Origin of the sequence: Clostridium thermobutyricum (assembly GCF_000371465.1) — a bacterium.
Classification (GTDB): domain Bacteria; phylum Bacillota; class Clostridia; order Clostridiales; family Clostridiaceae; genus Clostridium; species Clostridium thermobutyricum.
In genome coordinates, this window is the sequence record NZ_KB850956.1 from 2,518,090 (window position 1) to 2,538,260 (window position 20,171).

Sequence of the window (20,171 nt, forward strand, 5' to 3'; positions counted from 1 at the left end):
ATTTATATTTAATTAGGAAATTCTACTTTTCTCTTTTTCCTACTATATCTTCTTGAATACTCTTAGGTACTTCTTCATAATGATCAAATACCATTACATAAGTTCCTCTACCTTGAGTTCTTGATCTTAATGTAGTTGCATATCCAAACATTTCAGATAATGGAACAAATGCTCTTATAACTTGAGCACCATTTCTTGCTTCCATACCTTCAATTCTTCCTCTTCTTGAGTTGATATCACCCATAACATCTCCCATGTATTCTTCTGGTACAACTACTTCAACCTTCATTGATGGTTCAAGTAACACTGGGTTAGCTTTCTTCATAGCATTTTTAAATGCCATTGATCCAGCTATTTTAAATGCCATTTCTGATGAATCGACATCATGATATGAACCGTCATAGCATTTTACTTTAAAGTTTATAGTTGGGTAACCAGCTATAACCCCGCTTTCAGATGCTTCTCTGATTCCGTTATCTACTGCAGGAATATATTCTTTTGGAATAGCTCCTCCAACGATAGCATTTTCAAATTCGTATTCTCCATCATGTGGTATCATTTCAATCCAACAGTGACCATATTGTCCTTTACCACCTGATTGTCTTACAAATTTACCTTCAGCTTTAACAGCTTCTCTGATAGTTTCTTTGTAAGCAACTTGAGGTGCACCAACATTACACTCAACCTTGAATTCTCTTTGAAGTCTATCAACAATGATATCTAAGTGTAATTCACCCATACCAGCTATGATTGTTTGACCTGTTTCTTGATCAGTCCATGTTTTGAAAGTTGGATCTTCCTCTGCTAATTTAGCTAAAGCTAATCCCATCTTTTCTTGCCCAGCTTTAGTTTTTGGTTCAATAGCAATTGATATAACTGGTTCTGGGAATTCCATACTTTCTAGTATGATTGGAGCTGATTCAGTACATAAAGTATCTCCAGTAGTTGTGTTCTTTAATCCAACTATAGCTCCTAAGTCACCAGCTCTTAATTCACTGATTTCTTCTCTTGAGTTAGCGTGCATTTTAACAAGTCTACCGATTCTTTCTTTTTTACCTTTAGTTGAGTTAAGTACATATGTACCGCTCTCCATAACTCCTGAATAAACTCTTGTGAAAGCTAATCTTCCAACAAATGGGTCAGTAGCGATTTTAAATGCTAATGCTGACATTGGTGCATCATCGCTTGCTTCTCTTTCAAGAACTTTTTCTGGATCATCAACTTCTACTCCTTTAACTGGAGGTATATCTAAAGGTGATGGTAAGTAATCAACAACTAAGTCAATCATTTCTTGAACACCTTTGTTTTTGTATGATGAACCACAGATTACAGGAACTATTTCATTAGCTATAGTTGCTTTTCTTAAAGCAGCTTTTAACTCTTCAACAGTTAACTCTTCACCATCTAAATATTTCATCATTAACTCTTCATCAGTTTCAGCTATAGCTTCTATCATGATGTTTCTGTATTCTTCAGCTTTATCTTTTAATTCAGCTGGAATTTCTCCTCTTTCGATGTCTTTTCCTAAGTCATCTTTATGAATAAGTGCTATATTTTCAATTAAATCTATCATTCCTACGAATGTACTTTCAGCACCTATTGGAATTTGTATTGCAATTGCGTTTGATTTCAATCTATCTCTAACTGAATTTATACAGTTATAGAAGTCTGCTCCAGTAGCATCCATTTTATTTACATATATTGCTCTTGGAACTCCATAGTTGTCTGCCTGTCTCCAAACTGTTTCAGTTTGAGGCTCAACTCCACTTTTAGCATCTAATACAGTTATAGCTGAGTCAAGACATCTTAATGATCTTTCAACCTCAACTGTAAAATCTACGTGACCTGGAGTATCAATTATGTTGATAGCGTGACCTTTCCATTGGCAGAAAGTTGCAGCTGAAGTAATTGTTATACCTCTTTCTTGCTCTTGTGCCATCCAGTCCATTTGTGAAGCACCATCGTGTGTTTCACCAATTTTGTGTGTTCTACCAGTGTAGAATAATATACGCTCTGTAGTTGTTGTTTTACCAGCATCTATGTGAGCCATAATCCCTATATTACGAAACTTCTCTAAAGGAAATTCTCTTCCCACAATAATTCCTCCTCTCAATGAGTAATTTTATATTCGACAAAACTGTCCTGGCCAAAGCCAAAACAGTTTTGAAATTAGTATCTGTAGTGAGCGAATGCTTTGTTAGCTTCAGCCATTTTATGAGTGTCTTCTCTTTTCTTAACTGCAGCTCCTGTGTTATTAGCAGCATCTATTAATTCTCCTGCTAATCTTTCACACATTAACTTTTCGCCTCTTTTTCTAGCAGCTAATAATAGCCATCTGATACCTAAAGTCTGTCTTCTTTCAGCTCTAACTTCGATTGGAACTTGGTAAGTAGCTCCACCTATTCTTCTTGCCTTTACTTCTAATAATGGCATGATATTATTCATAGCTTCTTCAAACACCTCTAAGGCATCCTTACCAGTTTTTTCTGCTATAGCTTCAAAAGCTTGATAACAAATCTTTTGAGCTACTCCTCTTTTACCGTCTAACATGATTCCATTTATTAATTTAGTAACAACTTTTGAATTGTACACTGGATCAGGTAAAACGTCTCTTTTTGCGATATGTCCTTTTCTTGGCACTTTTCTTCCCTCCTTAACAATTTAAATTTAAGTTCATTGGTACTCGGTAATAAATTACCGTAAAGTGCTTCTCTCTACATCTATATAAACTAAATAATATACTATTTATAAAATCTATGTAAATGCCGAAGATAAGCACTACATTAGTTTAAGAATCCTATTTCTTAGGTCTCTTAGCACCGTACTTTGATCTTCCTTGCATTCTGTTAGCTACACCAGCACAGTCAAGTGCTCCTCTTACGATGTGGTATCTAACCCCAGGAAGGTCTTTTACTCTTCCACCTCTTATAAGAACAACACTATGTTCTTGTAAGTTGTGACCTACACCACCAATGTATGCAGTAACCTCATATCCGTTTGTTAATCTTACTCTGGCAACCTTTCTTAGGGCTGAGTTAGGTTTCTTTGGAGTTGAAGTTTTAACTACTGTACATACTCCTCTTCTTTGTGGACAGTTTTTAAGTGCTGGTGAGTTTGATTTGCTTACAGCAACTTTTCTTCCTTTTCTTACTAATTGGCTTATAGTTGGCATTTTTTCACCTCCTGAATTTTATTTATCTATATATAAATATTAGATAAATCAAAGTTAATAGTCCTTATATTTGACTACCAATCCAACTTTCAAATACTATAAAAGTATTTTAGCGAACTAATGTAAATTATACAATAAATTTTCAGTAAAATCTACAATTTTTTATAATTTTTACTTGTTATTTCTTGCTTAATTTATAATTAATATATATATGAGTTGTGTGCCTAAAACACACAACTCGTATTGTATCATTTTAGAAATAAGATGTCAATAAAATAAATTACTCAGTCATTCCGACAATTTCTTCCTCAACTGTCTCTTCTTCGATATCTAATCTTACGCCTCTATATTTCATTAAACCAGTTCCAGCAGGGATTAGTTTACCGATAATAACATTTTCTTTTAATCCAACTAATGGATCAATCTTACCTTTAATTGCTGCTTCTGTAAGAACTCTTGTAGTTTCTTGGAATGAAGCTGCTGATAAGAAACTATCAGTTGCCAGAGCAGCTTTAGTGATTCCAAGTAATACTTGCTCACCCTTAGCTTCTTCTCCACCAAACTCTCTAACTCTATCATTTTCTTCATCAAAATCATATATATCTATAGTTGTTCCTGGTAATAAGTTAGTATCTCCAGATTCTGTTACTTTTATTTTTCTAGTCATTTGTTTAACAACTACTTCTAAGTGTTTATCATTGATATCAACCCCTTGAAGTCTATAAACTTTCTGAACTTCTGATAAAAGATATCTTCTAGCTCCATCAACACCTTTTATTGCCATTATATCATGTGGATTAACTGAACCTTCAGTTATTTCGTCTCCAGCTTCTATAACATCATCATTTGAAACTTTTATTCTTGAACCAAATGGAATATCATAACTTACTTCTTCTCCATCTGCGCCAATTACATGAACAGTTCTCTTTTTCTTAGTTTCTTCTATTTTGATTGTTCCATCTATTTCACTTACTATTGCAAGTCCTTTAGGTTTTCTAGCTTCAAATAACTCTTCAACCCTTGGAAGACCTTGTGTAATATCTCCAGCAGAAGCAACTCCTCCTGTATGGAATGTTCTCATTGTAAGTTGTGTTCCTGGCTCTCCGATTGATTGAGCAGCTATTATACCAACAGCTTCACCAATATTAATTTTTTGAGCAGTTGCCATATTCATACCATAACATTTTGAACAAACTCCAATTTTACATTTACAAGTAAATGGTGATTTAATTTTAACTTTTTTAATACCAGCTCTAGTGATTTTTTCAGCTAATGGTTGATCCATATAAGTATCAAATGGAGCTAAAACTTCACCAGTAGTAGGATCTACTACATCTTCAGCTGTGTATCTTCCTGTTAATCTCTCTTCTAATCCTTCTATAACTTCGTTTCCTTCTTTAATTTCAGAAACTACTATACCATTTGTACTTCCACAATCTTCTGATCTTACAATTACATCCTGTGAAACATCAACTAGTCTTCTTGTTAGATATCCTGAGTCAGCAGTCTTAAGTGCTGTATCAGCGTTACCTTTTCTAGCTCCGTGAGTAGACATGAAGTATTCAAGTACATCAAGACCTTCTCTGAATGATGCTCTAATTGGTAACTCAAGAATTTTACCTGATGGACTCGCCATAAGTCCTCTCATACCAGCTAATTGCTTAATCTGAGATTTAGATCCTCTGGCTCCTGAATCTGCCATCATGAATATTGGGTTAAATTTATCCAAACTATCCATAAGTACATTGGCAACATCTTCAGTTGTTTTAGTCCATTTTTCTATAACTCTTTCATATCTTTCATCTTCTGATATAAATCCTCTTTTATACATTTTTTCTATTTTTTCTACTGTTTCATCAGCATCTTTTAATAAATCGTATTTTTCATGAGGTACTATCATATCTGAAGCAGCAACTGTTATTGCTCCTATTGATGAATAGTGATATCCTAATGCTTTTATTTTATCTAGCATTATTGAAGTTTTAGTTGCTCCATGTTTCATGTAGCATTTATTTATTAAAGTTCCTAAAGATTTTTTAGTTATTAAGAAATCTACTTCTAAGTTAAACATTTCTTCTGGATTTTCTCTATCAACAAATCCTAAATCTTGAGGAATTGATTCATTGAATATTAATTTACCTACAGTAGTTTTAATTATTCCTGATTTCATTTCCCCATTTACTTCTCTATACATTCTTACGAATATGTCAGCATGAATTTCAATTGCTTTTACTTGATAAGCCATTATAGCTTCATCTTTAGAAGTAAAGTATTTTCCGCTACCTTTAGCGCCTTCTTTATCCATAGTAATGTAATATGATCCAAGTACCATATCCTGTGTTGGTACTGATACCGGCTTACCATCAGATGGTTTCATAATGTTTCCCGCTGCAAGCATTAAAAATCTTGCTTCTGCTTGAGCTTCAACTGATAAAGGTACGTGAACAGCCATTTGGTCTCCATCAAAATCCGCATTATATGCTGTACATACTAGTGGATGTAACTTTATTGCTCTTCCTTCTACTAAAACAGGTTGGAATGCTTGAATTCCTAATCTGTGTAGAGTAGGGGCACGGTTAAGTAAAACTGGATGATCAGTAATTACTTCTTCTAGAATATCCCAAACTTGTGGACTTACTCTTTCAACCATTCTTTTAGCACTTTTAATATTGTGCGCAACACCATCAGCAACTAATTTTTTCATTACAAATGGCTTAAATAGTTCTAATGCCATTTCTTTTGGTAATCCACATTGATACATTTGTAATTCAGGTCCAACAACAATAACAGATCTTCCTGAATAGTCAACCCTCTTACCAAGCAAGTTTTGTCTAAATCTTCCTTGTTTACCTTTAAGCATATCTGAAAGAGATTTTAATGGTCTATTACCTGGTCCTGTTACTGGTCTTCCCCTTCTACCATTATCAATAAGAGCATCCACTGCTTCTTGAAGCATTCTTTTTTCGTTTCTAACAATTATATCTGGAGCTCCTAAATCTAATAGCTTTTTAAGTCTGTTATTTCTGTTAATAACTCTTCTATATAAATCATTTAAATCAGAAGTCGCAAATCTTCCCCCATCTAATTGAACCATTGGTCTTAAATCTGGTGGAATTACTGGTATAACATTTATAATCATCCATCTTGGATCATTACCTGAAGCTTTGAATGATTCGATTACTTCTAATCTTCTAATTATTCTTACTTTTTTCTGACCAGTACTTTGCTTTAATTCTTCTTTTAATTCTTTAGCTTGAGTTTCTAAGTCTATTTCACCTAGTAACTCTTGAATTGCTTCAGCTCCCATTCCCGCAATGAAGCTTTCTTCTCCATATTTATCTACAGCTTCTCTATATTCTTTTTCATTAAGAAGTTGTTTCTTTAATAATGGAGTTTCTTTTGGATCAATAACAACATATGAAGCAAAATAAAGTATCTTTTCTAAAGATCTTGGTGACATATCTAAAATTAATCCCATTCTTGATGGAATTCCTTTAAAATACCAGATGTGAGAAACTGGAGCAGCAAGCTCAATGTGCCCCATTCTTTCTCTTCTCACTTTAGCTTTTGTAACTTCAACACCACATCTGTCACAAACTATACCTTTATATCTTACTCTCTTGTATTTTCCACAATGACATTCCCAGTCTTTTATTGGTCCGAAAATTCTTTCACAGAATAAACCATCTCTTTCTGGTTTTAAAGTTCTGTAGTTAATTGTTTCTGGTTTCTTTACTTCTCCCCTTGACCATGCTCTTATTTGCTCAGGAGATGCTAAACCTATTTGTATTGCATCAAAATTATTTAATTCAAACAAGGGTAATCCTCCCTTCAAAATTAGTGTTCATCGTTAAAATCATCAAGCTCTAAATTATCTTCTAAATCTTCAAGTTGGAATCCGTCAAACTCTTCTTCCTCAACTTCATCTTCAGAAGTATAACTATCTTCTGTATCAATAACAGTTTCTCCAGGAACAAATTCTTCTGTTCCTTCAATATTAACTTCTAAATCAGCTGAATCCTCTTCACTTGATTCTTTTAGTCTAACTTCCTCATTTTCATCATTTAAAACTTTAACATCTAAGCAAAGTGCTTGTAATTCTTTAATAAGAACTTTGAATGATTCTGGAACTCCTGGTTCTGGAATATTCTCACCTTTAACAATTGCTTCATAAGTTTTAACTCTTCCTACAACGTCATCAGACTTAACAGTTAATATTTCTTGTAATGTATGAGCAGCACCGTATGCTTCTAGTGCCCAAACTTCCATTTCCCCAAATCTTTGACCACCAAATTGAGCCTTACCTCCAAGTGGTTGTTGAGTTACTAGTGAGTATGGACCAGTTGATCTTGCATGTATCTTATCATCTACTAAGTGAGCAAGTTTTAAGATATACATTATACCAACTGTTACTTCGTTATCAAATGCTTCTCCAGTTCTTCCATCATAAAGAACTGTTTTACCATGTGCATTGTATCCCGCTTTAACTAAGCATTCTTCTATATCACTTTCAGTTGCTCCATCAAATACAGGAGTAGCTATATGCCATCCTAATTGACTTGCAGCCCAACCTAAGTGAACTTCTAATACCTGCCCTATATTCATACGTGATGGAACCCCTAATGGGTTTAAGCATATTTGAAGTGGTCTTCCATCTGGTAAGAATGGCATATCTTCTTCTGGAAGGACTCTTGAAATAACCCCTTTGTTACCGTGACGTCCAGCCATTTTATCCCCAACAGAAATTTTTCTCTTTTGAGCAATATAGCATCTAACTAATTCGTTAACTCCTGGATTTAATTCATCTCCATTTTCTCTTGTAAATACTTTAATATCTACAATTATACCAGCTTCTCCATGAGGTACTCTTAATGAAGTATCTCTAACTTCTCTAGCTTTTTCACCGAATATAGCTCTTAATAATCTTTCTTCTGCAGTTAATTCAGTTTCACCTTTTGGTGTTACTTTACCAACAAGTATGTCTCCTGATCTAACCTCAGCACCGATTCTGATTATTCCTCTTTCATCTATATCTTTTAATGTATCTTCACTTACATTAGGTATATCTCTAGTTATTTCTTCTGGTCCTAATTTAGTATCTCTAGCCTCACATTCATATTCTTCTATATGAATAGATGTGAATACATCTTCTCTAACTAATTCTTCAGAAATAAGCATAGCATCTTCATAGTTATAACCTTCCCAAGTTATGAATCCCATTCTGATATTTTTACCTAATGCTATTTCTCCTAAATCTGTTGATGGTCCATCTGCAAGAACTTGATTCTTAAATACCATTTCTCCAAGATTAACTAAAGGTCTTTGATTTATACAAGTTCCTTGGTTACTTCTCTTGAATTTTAATAATTTATAAGTATCTGTTCCACCATCTACATCTCTCTTAACTCTTATCTCGCTAGCACTTACATAAGTTACTATTCCTGCATTTTTAGCTTTTGGTAAAACCCCTGAGTCTGCAGCCGCTCTATATTCTATTCCTGTTCCTACTATAGGTGCTTGTGGCTTTAATAGTGGTACTGCTTGACGTTGCATGTTTGAACCCATAAGTGCTCTTGTAGCATCGTCATTTTCCAGGAATGGAATCATTGCTGTCGCAACTGATACGATTTGTCTAGGTGAAACATCCATTAAATCAACTTCACTTGCAGGAACAACCATTACCTCTTCTAAATATCTAACAGTTACTTTATCATGTGTAAAGTATCCATTTTCATCCATAGGTTCATTTGCTTGTGCTACTAGATATTGATCTTCTTCATCAGCGGTAAAATATCTAATTTCATCTGTAGCTCTCTTATTTGCTTTATCTACAATTCTATATGGAGTTTCTATAAATCCATATTCGTTAACTCTAGCATAAGTAGCTAATGAGTTTATAAGCCCTATATTTGGTCCTTCTGGAGTTTCTATAGGACACATTCTACCATAATGTGAATGGTGAACGTCTCTAACCTCGAAACCAGCTCTTTCTCTTGAAAGTCCTCCTGGTCCTAAAGCTGATAATCTTCTCTTATGAGTTAATTCTGATAAAGGATTTGTTTGATCCATGAATTGTGATAATTGTGAACTACCAAAAAATTCTTTGATAGCTGCAGCAACTGGTCTTATATTTATAAGCATTTGTGGAGTTATTGCTTCTTGATCTTGAATAGTCATTCTTTCTTTAACTACTCTCTCCATTCTTGATAAACCAATTCTAAATTGATTTTGTAATAACTCTCCAACTGATCTAAGTCTTCTGTTACCTAAGTGATCAATATCATCAACATATCCTATTCCATATGCTAATCCTAATTCATAACTAATAGTTGAGAATATATCATCTCTTATTATATGTTTAGGTATTAGCCTATTAATATTTTTCTTTATTTCTTCTTTAATACTTTCTTCATCACTAAAGTTATCAAGAATTTCTTTTAAAGTAGGATAGTGAACTAACTCTTTAATATTTAAATCACTTATATCAAATGAAATATGTTTTGTAATATCTACAAAGTTATTACCAATAACTCTAATAATTTTGTCTTCTACTAAAACATCTACAACATTGATACCAACATTTTGGATATCTTGAGACATTTCTCTAGTTATTTTTTGACCTTGCTCTACCATTATTTCACCAGTTGATGGGTTAACAATATCAGTAGCAGCAACTTGATTTGCTATTCTTAAGTTTATAGCAAGTTTTTTATTAAACTTGTATCTACCAACTCTTGATAGGTCATATCTCTTTGCATCAAAGAATAAAGAATCAATTAAAGAAACAGCACTATCAACTGTTGGTGGTTCACCTGGTCTTAATCTCTTATAGATTTCTAAAAGAGCTTCTTCTTTAGTCTTTGTATTATCTTTTTCTATACTCGCTTGGAATCTTTCTTCCTCACCAAAATATTCTAGAAGTTCCTGATCACTTCCCATGCCCATAGCTCTTGCTAAAATACTTATAGGAAGCTTTCTTGTTTTATCAATTCTAACATATATTATATCATTAGAATCTGTTTCATACTCTAACCAAGCCCCTCTGTTAGGAATAACAGTAGATGAGAATAACTTTTTACCATGCTTATCACGGCTTTGGCTATAGTATACTCCTGGAGATCTAACTAATTGGCTTACTATAACTCTTTCAGCTCCATTAATTATAAAAGTTCCTTGTTCAGTCATTAATGGGAAATCACCCATAAACACTTCTTGCTCTTTTATTTCTCCAGTTTCAGTATTAGTAAGTCTTACTGATACTTTTAGTGGTGCAGCATAAGTAGCATCTCTTTCCTTACACTCTTCCACTGAATATTTGATATTATCCATATCAAGTTTGTAATCTACAAACTCAAGTACTAGATTTCCTGTAAAATTTCCAATAGGATTTATGTCATCAAACACTTCATGAAGACCTTCCTTTAGAAACCATTCATATGAATCTAATTGTACTTCTATAAGATTCGGCATATCCGCAGCGGCTTTAACTTTACCGAAACTCATTCTTGTTCTTTTTCCAGATTGGACAGGATGTACCATGAATTTTCACCCCTTGTATAAACTAAAATAACCAAAAGCGTAATTTCCCTAAGGACTTTCGCTTTCGGACAGCATCTTTTTTAGTATATCTATCTCATATTCTAGACATACTCATTTTCAACTAAATATACTTATCCATTATGAATAGTACATTAAATAATAGTATCATATTATACTTTCATTGTCAATAAAATAAGCTTATTTTTTATTTTATATAGTAATATTTTTAAATAATTATAAATAAAACTATATAAAATTATCCATATTTAGTTAGGGATATTTTATATAGTTTCTTTGTGAATATAAAAAGGTGCTTTAAAAGCACCTTTCCATATATAGTTATCAGTTAAAGTAAATTATTTTACTTCTACTTCAGCTCCAACTTCAGCTAATTTAGCTTTCATATCTTCAGCTTCTTCTTTTGATACTGCTTCTTTAAGAGTCTTAGGAGCTCCATCAACTATTTCTTTAGCTTCTTTTAATCCTAATCCAGTTATTTCTCTAACTGCTTTTATAACTTTGATTTTGTTTGCTCCAGCGTTAGCTAGGATTACATCAAATTCAGTTTTTTCTTCAGCAGCAGCTCCACCTGCAACTGCACCTGCAACTGCAACTGGTGCTGCAGCGCTTACTCCAAATTCCTCTTCACAAGCTGTTACTAATTCGTTTAATTCTAAAACGCTCATTTCTTTTATTGCTTGAATTATATCTTCTCTTGTCATTTTAATTGCACCTCCAAAAATTTTAAAACACTAACTATTCTCTTATAGTTATAAATTATTCAGCTGATTCAGCTTCTTTTTTATCTTTTATTGCACTTAATAAGTATGCAAGGTTTGATAATGGAGCCTTGATACTTCCAAGAAGTTTTGCAATAAGAACTTCTTTTGATGGTATTGTAGCGATTTTTGCGATCATGTCTTTATCGTAAACCACTTTATCAACTATACCAGCTTTTAACTCAAGTTTTTTATGATCTTTAGCAAAATCATTTAATATTCTTGCTGGAGCAGTAGCGTCTTCATATCCGAATGCTATTGATACTGGTCCTTCAAGATATTTAGTAACATCTCCTAAACCTAACTCTTCAGCAGCTCTTGCTACTAATTTGTTTTTGTATACCTTATATTCTACACCAGCTTCTCTTAAGCTCTTTCTTAGTTGAGTATCTTCTTCAACTGTAAGACCTTGGTAATCAGCTAAAACAACTCCTTGAGCTTTTTCTAACTTTTCTTTAATTTCAGCAACTTTTGCTTCTTTTAATTCTCTGTTCTTGTTCACTGTGTGTCCACCTCCTCACAGTATTAACTGCTTTATCGTATTAAAAAAGATCTTCCCGTAGACAGAGGAAGATCTTAAACATTCTAATCACCCTCGGTAGGTTGTATACGTTACGCTTATCAGCACCTACTGTCTACGGAATATTTTTAACTTTTCACAACGTATTAGATTATATCACTTAATTTTATATAAGTCAATAACTAATCAATAACTTTTGCTGGATTTATTTTTGCTCCTGGTCCCATTGTGCTTGATACACTAATTGACTTAATATATTGACCTTTAGCTGCAGCTGGTTTAGCTTTAACTATAGCATCAACTAAAGTATTGTAGTTGTCTTTTAATTTATCAGCACCAAATGACTTTTTACCAATTGGGCAGTGGATTATAGCAGTTTTATCAACTCTATATTCAACTTTACCAGCTTTGATATCAGCAATTGCTTTAGCAACATCAAATGTTACAGTACCTGATTTAGGGTTTGGCATTAAACCTTTTGGTCCTAAAACTCTACCAATTCTACCAACTACACCCATCATATCTGGAGTAGCAACTACTACATCATAATCAAACCAGTTTTCTGATTGGATCTTTTGAACTAATTCTTCAGCTCCAACAAAATCTGCACCCGCTTCTTGAGCTTCTTTAGCTTTATCTCCTTTAGCGAAAACTAAAACTCTAACTTTTTTACCAGTTCCGTGTGGTAAAACTACTGCTCCTCTAACTTGTTGGTCTGCATGTCTTGGATCTACTCCAAGTCTTACATGTAATTCGATTGTTTCATCGAAGTTAGCTTTTGCAGTTTTAACAGCAAGCTCTAACGCTTCTGTTACATTATATAAAGCACTTTTATCTATTAATTTTGCACTTTCAACATATTTCTTTCCCATAATAAGCCTCCTTTGTGGTATTAGCGGTTTTTACCTCCCACTATTTTTGTGAATTACTCTTCAATAGTTACGCCCATGCTTCTAGCTGTTCCAGCGATCATTTTCATAGCGCTTTCAATGTTAGCTGCATTTAAATCTGGCATTTTCATTTCTGCGATCTTTCTTACTTGATCTTTAGTTAATTTACCAACCTTAGTTCTGTTTGGTACTCCTGATCCGCTTTCAAGTCCTAATTCTTTTTTAATTAGTACTGCAGCTGGAGGAGTTTTTAAGATAAAACTAAAAGATCTATCTTGGTATACTGTAATTACTACTGGTATTATTAATCCAGCTTTGTCAGCAGTTTTCGCATTGAACTCCTTACAGAATCCCATAATATTTACACCATGTTGTCCTAGTGCTGGTCCAACTGGTGGTGCTGGAGTTGCCTTTCCTGCAGCAAGTTGAAGTTTGATCATTCCAGTTACTTTCTTAGCCATTTTTTTATTCCTCCTATACTGTGGTAATACGGGCTTCTGCCCTCCCACTTAATTAAAACATTAGCCTTAGTTTAGACTAAAATTAAACTAATTTTTCTACTTGGTTAAAATCTAGTTCAGCAAGAGTCTCTCTGCCAAACATATCAACTGAAGCTTTAATTTTTAGCTTCTCAAGATTGATTTCTTGAATAGTTCCAACGAATTCTCTCAGTGGTCCTGAGGTAACTCTTATGCTTTCACCAACTTCAAGATCTATGTCTTTTGGAAGCTCTATTACTCCCATAGACTCAATCTCCATTTCAGTAAGAGGCACTGGTTTAGAACCAGGTCCTACGAATCCTGTTACACCTCTTGTGTTTCTAACAACATACCATGATTCGTCTGTCATTAGCATTTTTACTATTACGTATCCAGGAAACTTCTTTTTATAAGTAATTTTTGGATTACCATCTTTATCTTTTTTACCTTCTTCAATTACTTCTTCCATAGGTATTTGTATATCTTGAATTAAGTGGTGAAGGTTCCTATTTTCAATAGTTTTTTCGATGTTAACTTTTACCTTATTTTCATATCCAGAATACGTATGTACTACGTACCATCTTGCTATTTCACTCATATTAATCGGCGTTACCACCTAAACCTCCTTTATTTCAGTTTCAAAACTACTTCGAAGAGGTTTTGAAAAATATAATCAAATCCACCAACCATAACTACGTATATTATGGTGAATCCTAGAACAGCAATCAATGCTTTTTTTGTTTCTTCTTTAGATGGCCAAACAATTCTTTTGAATTCATTTTTAACCCCTTTTAAGAAACTTATTAACCCTCCTTTATTAGAAGGAGCATTTTTCACTTTATTACCAGTCATAATTTCACATCCTTAAGCTTATTTAAGTCTGTGTCTGTTTCAAATCGCTAATTACTTAGTTTCTCTATGAAGAGTGTGCTTTTTGCAGAATTTGCAGTATTTTTGCATTTCAATTCTATCTGGGTTGTTTTTCTTATTCTTCATTGAGTTATAGTTTCTTTGTTTACACTCTGTGCATGCTAAAGTTATTTTTACTCTCACGATGTGCACCTCCAGTTTTTGATATATATTCTAAGAGACGTATTGTCCTCTTACTGTCTTATTGTTTGTAATTGATGAATTACCTTCACACATTATCACAAATTTTTAAAACTGTCAATATTCCATTCTTTTTAAAGGACTAGGATTCAATATAAAACCTAGCCCTTTATTTAAATTTAGAAATTATTTACTAATTATCCTAAAACCTTAGTAACAACTCCTGAACCTACTGTTCTTCCACCTTCTCTGATAGCGAATCTTAATCCTTCATCCATAGCGATAGGAGTAATTAATTCAACTTCCATATCAATGTGGTCTCCAGGCATAACCATTTCCATTCCTTCTGGTAATTTGATTGATCCTGTAACGTCAGTTGTTCTGAAGTAGAATTGTGGTCTGTATCCATCGAAGAATGGAGTATGTCTTCCACCTTCTTCTTTTTTAAGTACGTATACTTGACCTACGAATTTTTTGTGTGGGTTAACTGATCCTGGTTTAGCTAAAACTTGCCCTCTTTCGATTTCAGTTCTTTGAACCCCTCTTAATAATGCTCCGATGTTATCTCCAGCTTGCGCTTCGTCTAATAATTTTCTGAACATTTCTATTCCTGTTATTACAGTTTTTCTTCTTTCTTCTTGTAATCCTACGATTTCAACTTCGTCTCCTACATGAAGTATTCCACTTTCAACTCTTCCTGTAGCAACAGTTCCTCTACCAGTTATTGTGAATACATCTTCTACTGGCATTAAGAATGCTTTATCTGTAGCTCTTTCTGGAGTTGGGATGTAGCTGTCTACAGCTGCCATTAATTCATCTATACATTTAGTAGCTTCTGGATCAGTTGGGTTTTCTAATGCTTTTAAAGCTGATCCTGTTATTACTGGAATATCATCTCCTGGGAAGTTGTATTCGCTTAATAACTCTCTGATTTCCATTTCTACTAATTCTAATAATTCTTCGTCATCAACCATATCTGCTTTGTTTAGGAATACTACTATGTGGTCAACTCCAACTCTTGATGCAAGAAGGATGTGCTCTCTTGTTTGTGGCATTGGTCCATCTGCTGCTGAACAAACTAAGATAGCTCCGTCCATTTGTGCTGCTCCTGTAATCATGTTTTTAACGTAGTCAGCGTGTCCTGGACAGTCAACGTGTGCATAGTGTCTGTTTTCTGTTTCATATTCAACGTGTGCAGTGTTGATTGTGATTCCTCTTTCTTTTTCTTCTGGTGCTTTATCGATTTCGTCATATTTGAATGATTCAGCGAATCCTTTGTTAGCTAGTACTGTAGTAATAGCTGCTGTTAATGTAGTTTTACCGTGGTCAACGTGACCGATAGTTCCGATATTTACGTGTGGTTTACTTCTTTCGAATTTTGCTTTTGACATTGTAAATTCCTCCTTTAATTCTAAATAAACCTTGCCTAGCGTTTTGTCTTTTTTGACAGTTGGAGCTCATGATCGGGATTGAACCGACGACCTCCGCCTTACCAAGGCGACGCTCTGCCTACTGAGCTACATGAGCAACTCTCTAGTATACTTATTTTTTCAATATACCAATTATAAAGTTTACTATTATTCTTTTTATTTGTCAATATAAATAGTTACTTTATATCCAAGCATTTTTCAAGCTTTCTTTTTACTCTCTGTAATGCATTATCTATTGATTTAGCTTGCCTATCTAAATCACATGCTATTTCCTGATAAGATTTACCATCTAAATAAGAATTAAGAACTTTAAGTTCTAAACTTGAAAGAGCCGCTTGAATTTTTCCTTCCATTCTTACCAATTCTTCTTGACTAACTACAAGTTCTTCAGGATCTGTAATTTTAAGCCCTGCTAAAACATCTAATAATGTTCTTTCAGATTCCTCTTCATATATAGGTTTATTTAATGATACATAAGTATTAAGTGGTATATGTTTTTGTCTAGTTGCTGTTTTTATTGCAGTTATTATTTGTCTTGTAACGCACAATTCTGCAAAAGCCCTAAAACTAGTAAGTTTTTCTGGATTAAAATCTCTTATAGCTTTATAAAGCCCAATCATTCCTTCTTGATATATATCTTCTTTGTCAGCTCCTATTAGAAAATATGATTTTGATTTTGACTTTACAAAATTCTCATACTTATTTATTAAATATTCTTGAGCATAAAAATTACCATTTTTTGCATATAAGACCACTTCTTCATCTGATTTCTTATCAAATAACATGTCTTTATTCATATATCCCCACCATTTTCTCCACTTTTTCTCCTCCGAACTAGACCTTACATTTAAATTTAATTATACATTAAATTACAATTTTTAGTCAACTTTTGGATTTTAATCTACTCACTTCTTCTAATTGCTTCTAATTTTGCTAGAGTATCATAATCTATGTTATCTGAAAGATTATTTTTATGGCTAATTTTATTTTTTTCAGTTTCTATTTTTATCTTATGTTCAGCCATTAAAACTTCTTTATAGAATTCAGGTGAAGATTTTCTTGAAGCACCTCTTTGGAATATTGTTTGTTGCTCTAGATTATCTGATGTTACTACACACACTTCATATTTTCTACCTATAGCATCAACTTCTCTTTCTATAAATGCATCTGCAGTTTCTCCTGCTTTTGTAAATACAATAGTAAGAAGTTTTGTTATTTTCTCTTGCTTCTCTATGCTACCTGGAACCATATGTGCATCAAAAACAATTATTATTTTATCGTTTTTATATGTTCCATAGTTTTCCATTATTCTTATGAGTTTTTGTCTAGCTCCTTCAAATCCCTCTTCTTTATCTATTTTAAGATTAGGCCAACTATTTATAACATTATATCCATCTACAAAGATTATCTTCACCTTTCATCCCTCTTTTATTTATTATTTAGTCTTCCTTTTAAGACCTCATACATCATTATTCCACCTGCAACAGATGCATTTAATGAATTTATTCTACCTATCATTGGTATTCTAACTAACTTATCACACTTTTTAAGAGTTAATTTTGATATTCCTCTTCCTTCACTTCCAATAACAATTCCGCATGGTCCACTAAAGTTTACTTCATGACTATATTCTTTACCTTCAATATCAGCTCCATAAATCCAAACTCCAGCTTCTTTTAATTCATCAATTGCTTTATTTATATTTGTTACTTTTGCAATTCTAACATGCTCTACAGCTCCAACTGAAGATTTATAAACTGTAGGAGTAACTCCAACATTTCTTCTCTTTGGTATTATTATACCATGAACTCCACAAGTTTCTGCAGTTCTTATTATTGAACCTAAATTATGAGGATCTTCTATTTCATCTAATATAATTATAAATGGATCTTGACCCTTTCTTTCGGCTCTCTTTAATATATCTGAAACCTCACAATAGTTATAAGGAGTTATTTTGGCAACTACTCCTTGATGAACTATTCCATTCACCATAGAATCTAATGCTCTTTTTTCCACTTCTTTTATTACTATTTTTTTATCTTTAGCTAATCCAATTATAGCATTTATAGATCCTTCTCTTGAACCATTAGTTATGTAAAGCGCTTCTATAGTTTTATCACTTTTTAAAGCTTCCATAACTGCATTTCTTCCTATAACTAAATCTTCTCTTACTTCTATAAACTCTTCTCTTTCAATTCTCTCTACTTTAACAGGTTTTTCTTCTGCTCTTGCACTTTTTCTAGCCTTATTTCTTTCTCCTCTTATAAGTCTAGTATTGTTATCGCTTCTAGAATCTCTTTTTTTAATTCTATCTTCTCTTTCTTCTCTCATTTTTTTCAGTTCTCTATAACTTTTTTTAGGTTTTTTCATATTTTAATTCTCCTTAAATAAATAATTACATTTAATATATCATGTATTTTATTTTTTGCACACTTCTATAGATTTATTAAATATATATTCAAGTCTCTCCACATCATTTATTAAATATAAGTATCCTACTAATGCTTCAAATCCTGTTGCCATTCTATAGTCTCTAACATCTGCATTTTTAGGAACTGTAGCTGATTTTGTATTTCTTCCTCTTTTATAAATATGTAGCTCTTCTTCTGTAAGAGTATCTTCTATTTCATACATTATATTTGCTTGACTTTTGGCTTTTACAAACTTTATTGCTTCTCTATGCATTTTATTTGCTAATAAACTTGTATTATTAGATAGTATATAATTTCTAATAAAAATTTCATATGCTCCATCTCCAATTAAAGCCAATTGAAGAGGATTCAACTGTCTAGCTTCATCTTTAGAAAATTCTCTTACTCTTAAATTTTCTATCATTTTTATCTCCTTTAAATAAAGGGGCTACCTCAAAACTTTAATAATCCTATTTTGAAGCATCCCCTAATGTTTTAATTAACTTTTTTCCATCTAACACCTTGTGGTGTATCCTCTAAAATTATTCCTCTAGTTTTTAAATCATCTCTAATTTTATCAGCTAAAGCAAAATCTCTATTTTTTCTAGCTTCTTGTCTTTGTTCTATTAATCCTTCAACTTCTTCTGCAAGTTCTGCATCTTTAGTTGATTTCTGTAATATTCCAAGTGGTGCTCCTAACTCTCTTATTAGAGCCAAAGCATTTTCAGCTAATTCTTTTGATGAATTTATTCCAATGTTTGTATTTGTATCCTTTATTAAATCAAATATAGCAGTTATTGCATCCGCAGTATTAAAATCATCATCCATTTTTTCTATATACTTTTCTCTATATTTGTTTAAACTTTCTAAATATGTTTTTTCCTCATCAGTCATTTTTTCTACTTTGACTTCTTCTATTAAATTTTCTAAATTACCTATCGCATTATATAGTCTTTCAACTGAAGCTTTCGCTGAATCTAGTAAATCTTTAGAATAATTTAATTGTACTCTATAATGACATGATAACATTAAAAATCTTATAACATCTGAATCATAATCTTTTAAAACTTCTCTTGCTGTAAAGAAATTATTTAATGATTTAGACATTTTTTTATTATCTACATTAACATAAGCAGAATGCATCCAATAATTTGCAAATGGTTTTCCTGTTAATGATTCACTTTGAGCTATTTCATTTTCATGATGTGGGAACGATAAATCCATCCCTCCTGCATGTATATCTATTGTATCTCCTAATATATTTTTTGCCATACAAGAACATTCAATATGCCATCCTGGTCTTCCTTCTCCCCATGGACATTTCCAAGCAGGTTCTCCTTCTTTTTTTGCTTTCCAAATTGCGAAATCCATTGGATCTTTTTTTCTTTCATCTACACTTACTCTATTACCTAAATTTAACTCATCAAGGTTTTGTTTTGATAATTTACCATAATCACTAAATTTCTTTGTGCTAAAGTAAACATCTCCATCTACTTCATAAGCATATCCTTTTTCTATCAATTCTTTTACGAATTTTATTATTTGCCCAATATATTCAGTTGCTCTTGGATTCACAGTTGCTCTTTCTATATTTAAAGCATCTGCATCAGTATAATATTCTTTTATATACTTATCTCCTATTTCTTTAACAGTACTGCCTTCTTCATTTGCTCTCTTTATCATTTTGTCATCAATATCTGTGAAGTTTTGTACAAATTTAACATTATACCCTCTATACTCAAAATATCTTCTTATTGTGTCAAAAACAATAAAAGTTCTACCATTACCTATATGGAAAAAGTTATATACTGTAGGACCACAAACATACATTTTAATTTCACCAGGTTTAATTGGTTTAAATTCTTCTTTTTGTCTCGTTAACGTATTATATAGTCTCATAA

18 protein-coding genes, 1 tRNA gene and 1 other annotated feature are annotated in these 20,171 nt (G+C 32.7%); all 19 genes read right to left on the reverse strand.

Annotation, left to right across the window (positions count from 1 at the left end):
- Window positions 1-22: 22 nt before the first annotated feature.
- Window positions 23-2,095 carry an elongation factor G gene (gene fusA, locus HMPREF1092_RS11800; RefSeq protein WP_002598905.1) on the reverse strand — a complete coding sequence of 691 codons (2,073 nt, stop codon included), beginning with the start codon at window positions 2,093-2,095 and terminating at the stop codon, window positions 23-25.
- Window positions 2,096-2,169: 74 nt separating this feature from the next.
- Complete coding sequence (gene rpsG / locus HMPREF1092_RS11805; protein WP_002598906.1) at window positions 2,170-2,640, reverse strand: 30S ribosomal protein S7; 471 nt, start codon at window positions 2,638-2,640, stop codon at window positions 2,170-2,172.
- Between the two features lie 157 nt (window positions 2,641-2,797).
- A complete protein-coding gene (gene rpsL / locus HMPREF1092_RS11810; RefSeq protein WP_002598907.1) occupies window positions 2,798-3,172 on the reverse strand; it encodes a 30S ribosomal protein S12 in 375 nt (124 codons plus the stop codon).
- Window positions 3,173-3,452: 280 nt separating this feature from the next.
- Complete coding sequence (rpoC, locus tag HMPREF1092_RS11815) at window positions 3,453-6,989, reverse strand: DNA-directed RNA polymerase subunit beta' (protein ID WP_002598908.1); 3,537 nt, start codon at window positions 6,987-6,989, stop codon at window positions 3,453-3,455.
- Window positions 6,990-7,009: 20 nt separating this feature from the next.
- Window positions 7,010-10,711 carry a DNA-directed RNA polymerase subunit beta gene (gene rpoB / locus HMPREF1092_RS11820; protein ID WP_002598909.1) on the reverse strand — a complete coding sequence of 1,234 codons (3,702 nt, stop codon included), beginning with the start codon at window positions 10,709-10,711 and terminating at the stop codon, window positions 7,010-7,012.
- A gap of 356 nt (window positions 10,712-11,067) precedes the next feature.
- Window positions 11,068-11,433: a 50S ribosomal protein L7/L12 gene (rplL, locus tag HMPREF1092_RS11825; protein WP_002598910.1), complete on the reverse strand. Its 366-nt coding sequence runs from the start codon at window positions 11,431-11,433 to the stop codon at window positions 11,068-11,070.
- 55 nt (window positions 11,434-11,488) lie between these two features.
- A complete protein-coding gene (rplJ, locus tag HMPREF1092_RS11830) occupies window positions 11,489-11,992 on the reverse strand; it encodes a 50S ribosomal protein L10 (protein ID WP_002598911.1) in 504 nt (167 codons plus the stop codon).
- A gap of 33 nt (window positions 11,993-12,025) precedes the next feature.
- Window positions 12,026-12,149: a sequence feature (ribosomal protein L10 leader region), on the reverse strand.
- Between the two features lie 43 nt (window positions 12,150-12,192).
- Window positions 12,193-12,882 (reverse strand): 50S ribosomal protein L1, encoded by a 690-nt coding sequence (gene rplA, locus HMPREF1092_RS11835; RefSeq protein ID WP_002598912.1) that lies wholly within the window; start codon window positions 12,880-12,882, stop codon window positions 12,193-12,195.
- 53 nt (window positions 12,883-12,935) lie between these two features.
- The gene (rplK, locus tag HMPREF1092_RS11840) at window positions 12,936-13,361 is read right to left on the reverse strand and encodes a 50S ribosomal protein L11 (protein ID WP_002598913.1); all 426 of its coding nucleotides are present in this window, start codon (window positions 13,359-13,361) and stop codon (window positions 12,936-12,938) included.
- Between the two features lie 82 nt (window positions 13,362-13,443).
- A complete protein-coding gene (gene nusG, locus HMPREF1092_RS11845; protein WP_040414221.1) occupies window positions 13,444-13,977 on the reverse strand; it encodes a transcription termination/antitermination protein NusG in 534 nt (177 codons plus the stop codon).
- 29 nt (window positions 13,978-14,006) lie between these two features.
- Window positions 14,007-14,231 carry a preprotein translocase subunit SecE gene (gene secE, locus HMPREF1092_RS11850; protein ID WP_002598915.1) on the reverse strand — a complete coding sequence of 75 codons (225 nt, stop codon included), beginning with the start codon at window positions 14,229-14,231 and terminating at the stop codon, window positions 14,007-14,009.
- Window positions 14,232-14,282: 51 nt separating this feature from the next.
- The gene (rpmG, locus tag HMPREF1092_RS11855; protein WP_040413720.1) at window positions 14,283-14,432 is read right to left on the reverse strand and encodes a 50S ribosomal protein L33; all 150 of its coding nucleotides are present in this window, start codon (window positions 14,430-14,432) and stop codon (window positions 14,283-14,285) included.
- A 194-nt stretch (window positions 14,433-14,626) separates the two neighbouring features.
- Window positions 14,627-15,820 carry an elongation factor Tu gene (gene tuf / locus HMPREF1092_RS11860; RefSeq protein ID WP_002598904.1) on the reverse strand — a complete coding sequence of 398 codons (1,194 nt, stop codon included), beginning with the start codon at window positions 15,818-15,820 and terminating at the stop codon, window positions 14,627-14,629.
- 60 nt (window positions 15,821-15,880) lie between these two features.
- Window positions 15,881-15,956: transfer RNA gene (locus HMPREF1092_RS11865), tRNA-Thr, on the reverse strand.
- A gap of 79 nt (window positions 15,957-16,035) precedes the next feature.
- Window positions 16,036-16,656, reverse strand: a complete 621-nt coding sequence (gene sigH, locus HMPREF1092_RS11870) for an RNA polymerase sporulation sigma factor SigH (RefSeq protein ID WP_002598916.1) — start codon at window positions 16,654-16,656, stop codon at window positions 16,036-16,038.
- A 104-nt stretch (window positions 16,657-16,760) separates the two neighbouring features.
- A complete protein-coding gene (locus HMPREF1092_RS11875; protein ID WP_002598917.1) occupies window positions 16,761-17,273 on the reverse strand; it encodes an NYN domain-containing protein in 513 nt (170 codons plus the stop codon).
- A 14-nt stretch (window positions 17,274-17,287) separates the two neighbouring features.
- Window positions 17,288-18,190 carry a 23S rRNA (guanosine(2251)-2'-O)-methyltransferase RlmB gene (gene rlmB, locus HMPREF1092_RS11880; protein WP_051070346.1) on the reverse strand — a complete coding sequence of 301 codons (903 nt, stop codon included), beginning with the start codon at window positions 18,188-18,190 and terminating at the stop codon, window positions 17,288-17,290.
- An 87-nt stretch (window positions 18,191-18,277) separates the two neighbouring features.
- The gene (locus HMPREF1092_RS11885) at window positions 18,278-18,694 is read right to left on the reverse strand and encodes a Mini-ribonuclease 3 (RefSeq protein WP_002598919.1); all 417 of its coding nucleotides are present in this window, start codon (window positions 18,692-18,694) and stop codon (window positions 18,278-18,280) included.
- Between the two features lie 71 nt (window positions 18,695-18,765).
- Window positions 18,766-20,169, reverse strand: coding sequence for a cysteine--tRNA ligase (gene cysS / locus HMPREF1092_RS11890; RefSeq protein WP_002598920.1), 1,404 nt, complete (start codon window positions 20,167-20,169; stop codon window positions 18,766-18,768).
- Between the last annotated feature and the right edge of the window lie 2 nt (window positions 20,170-20,171).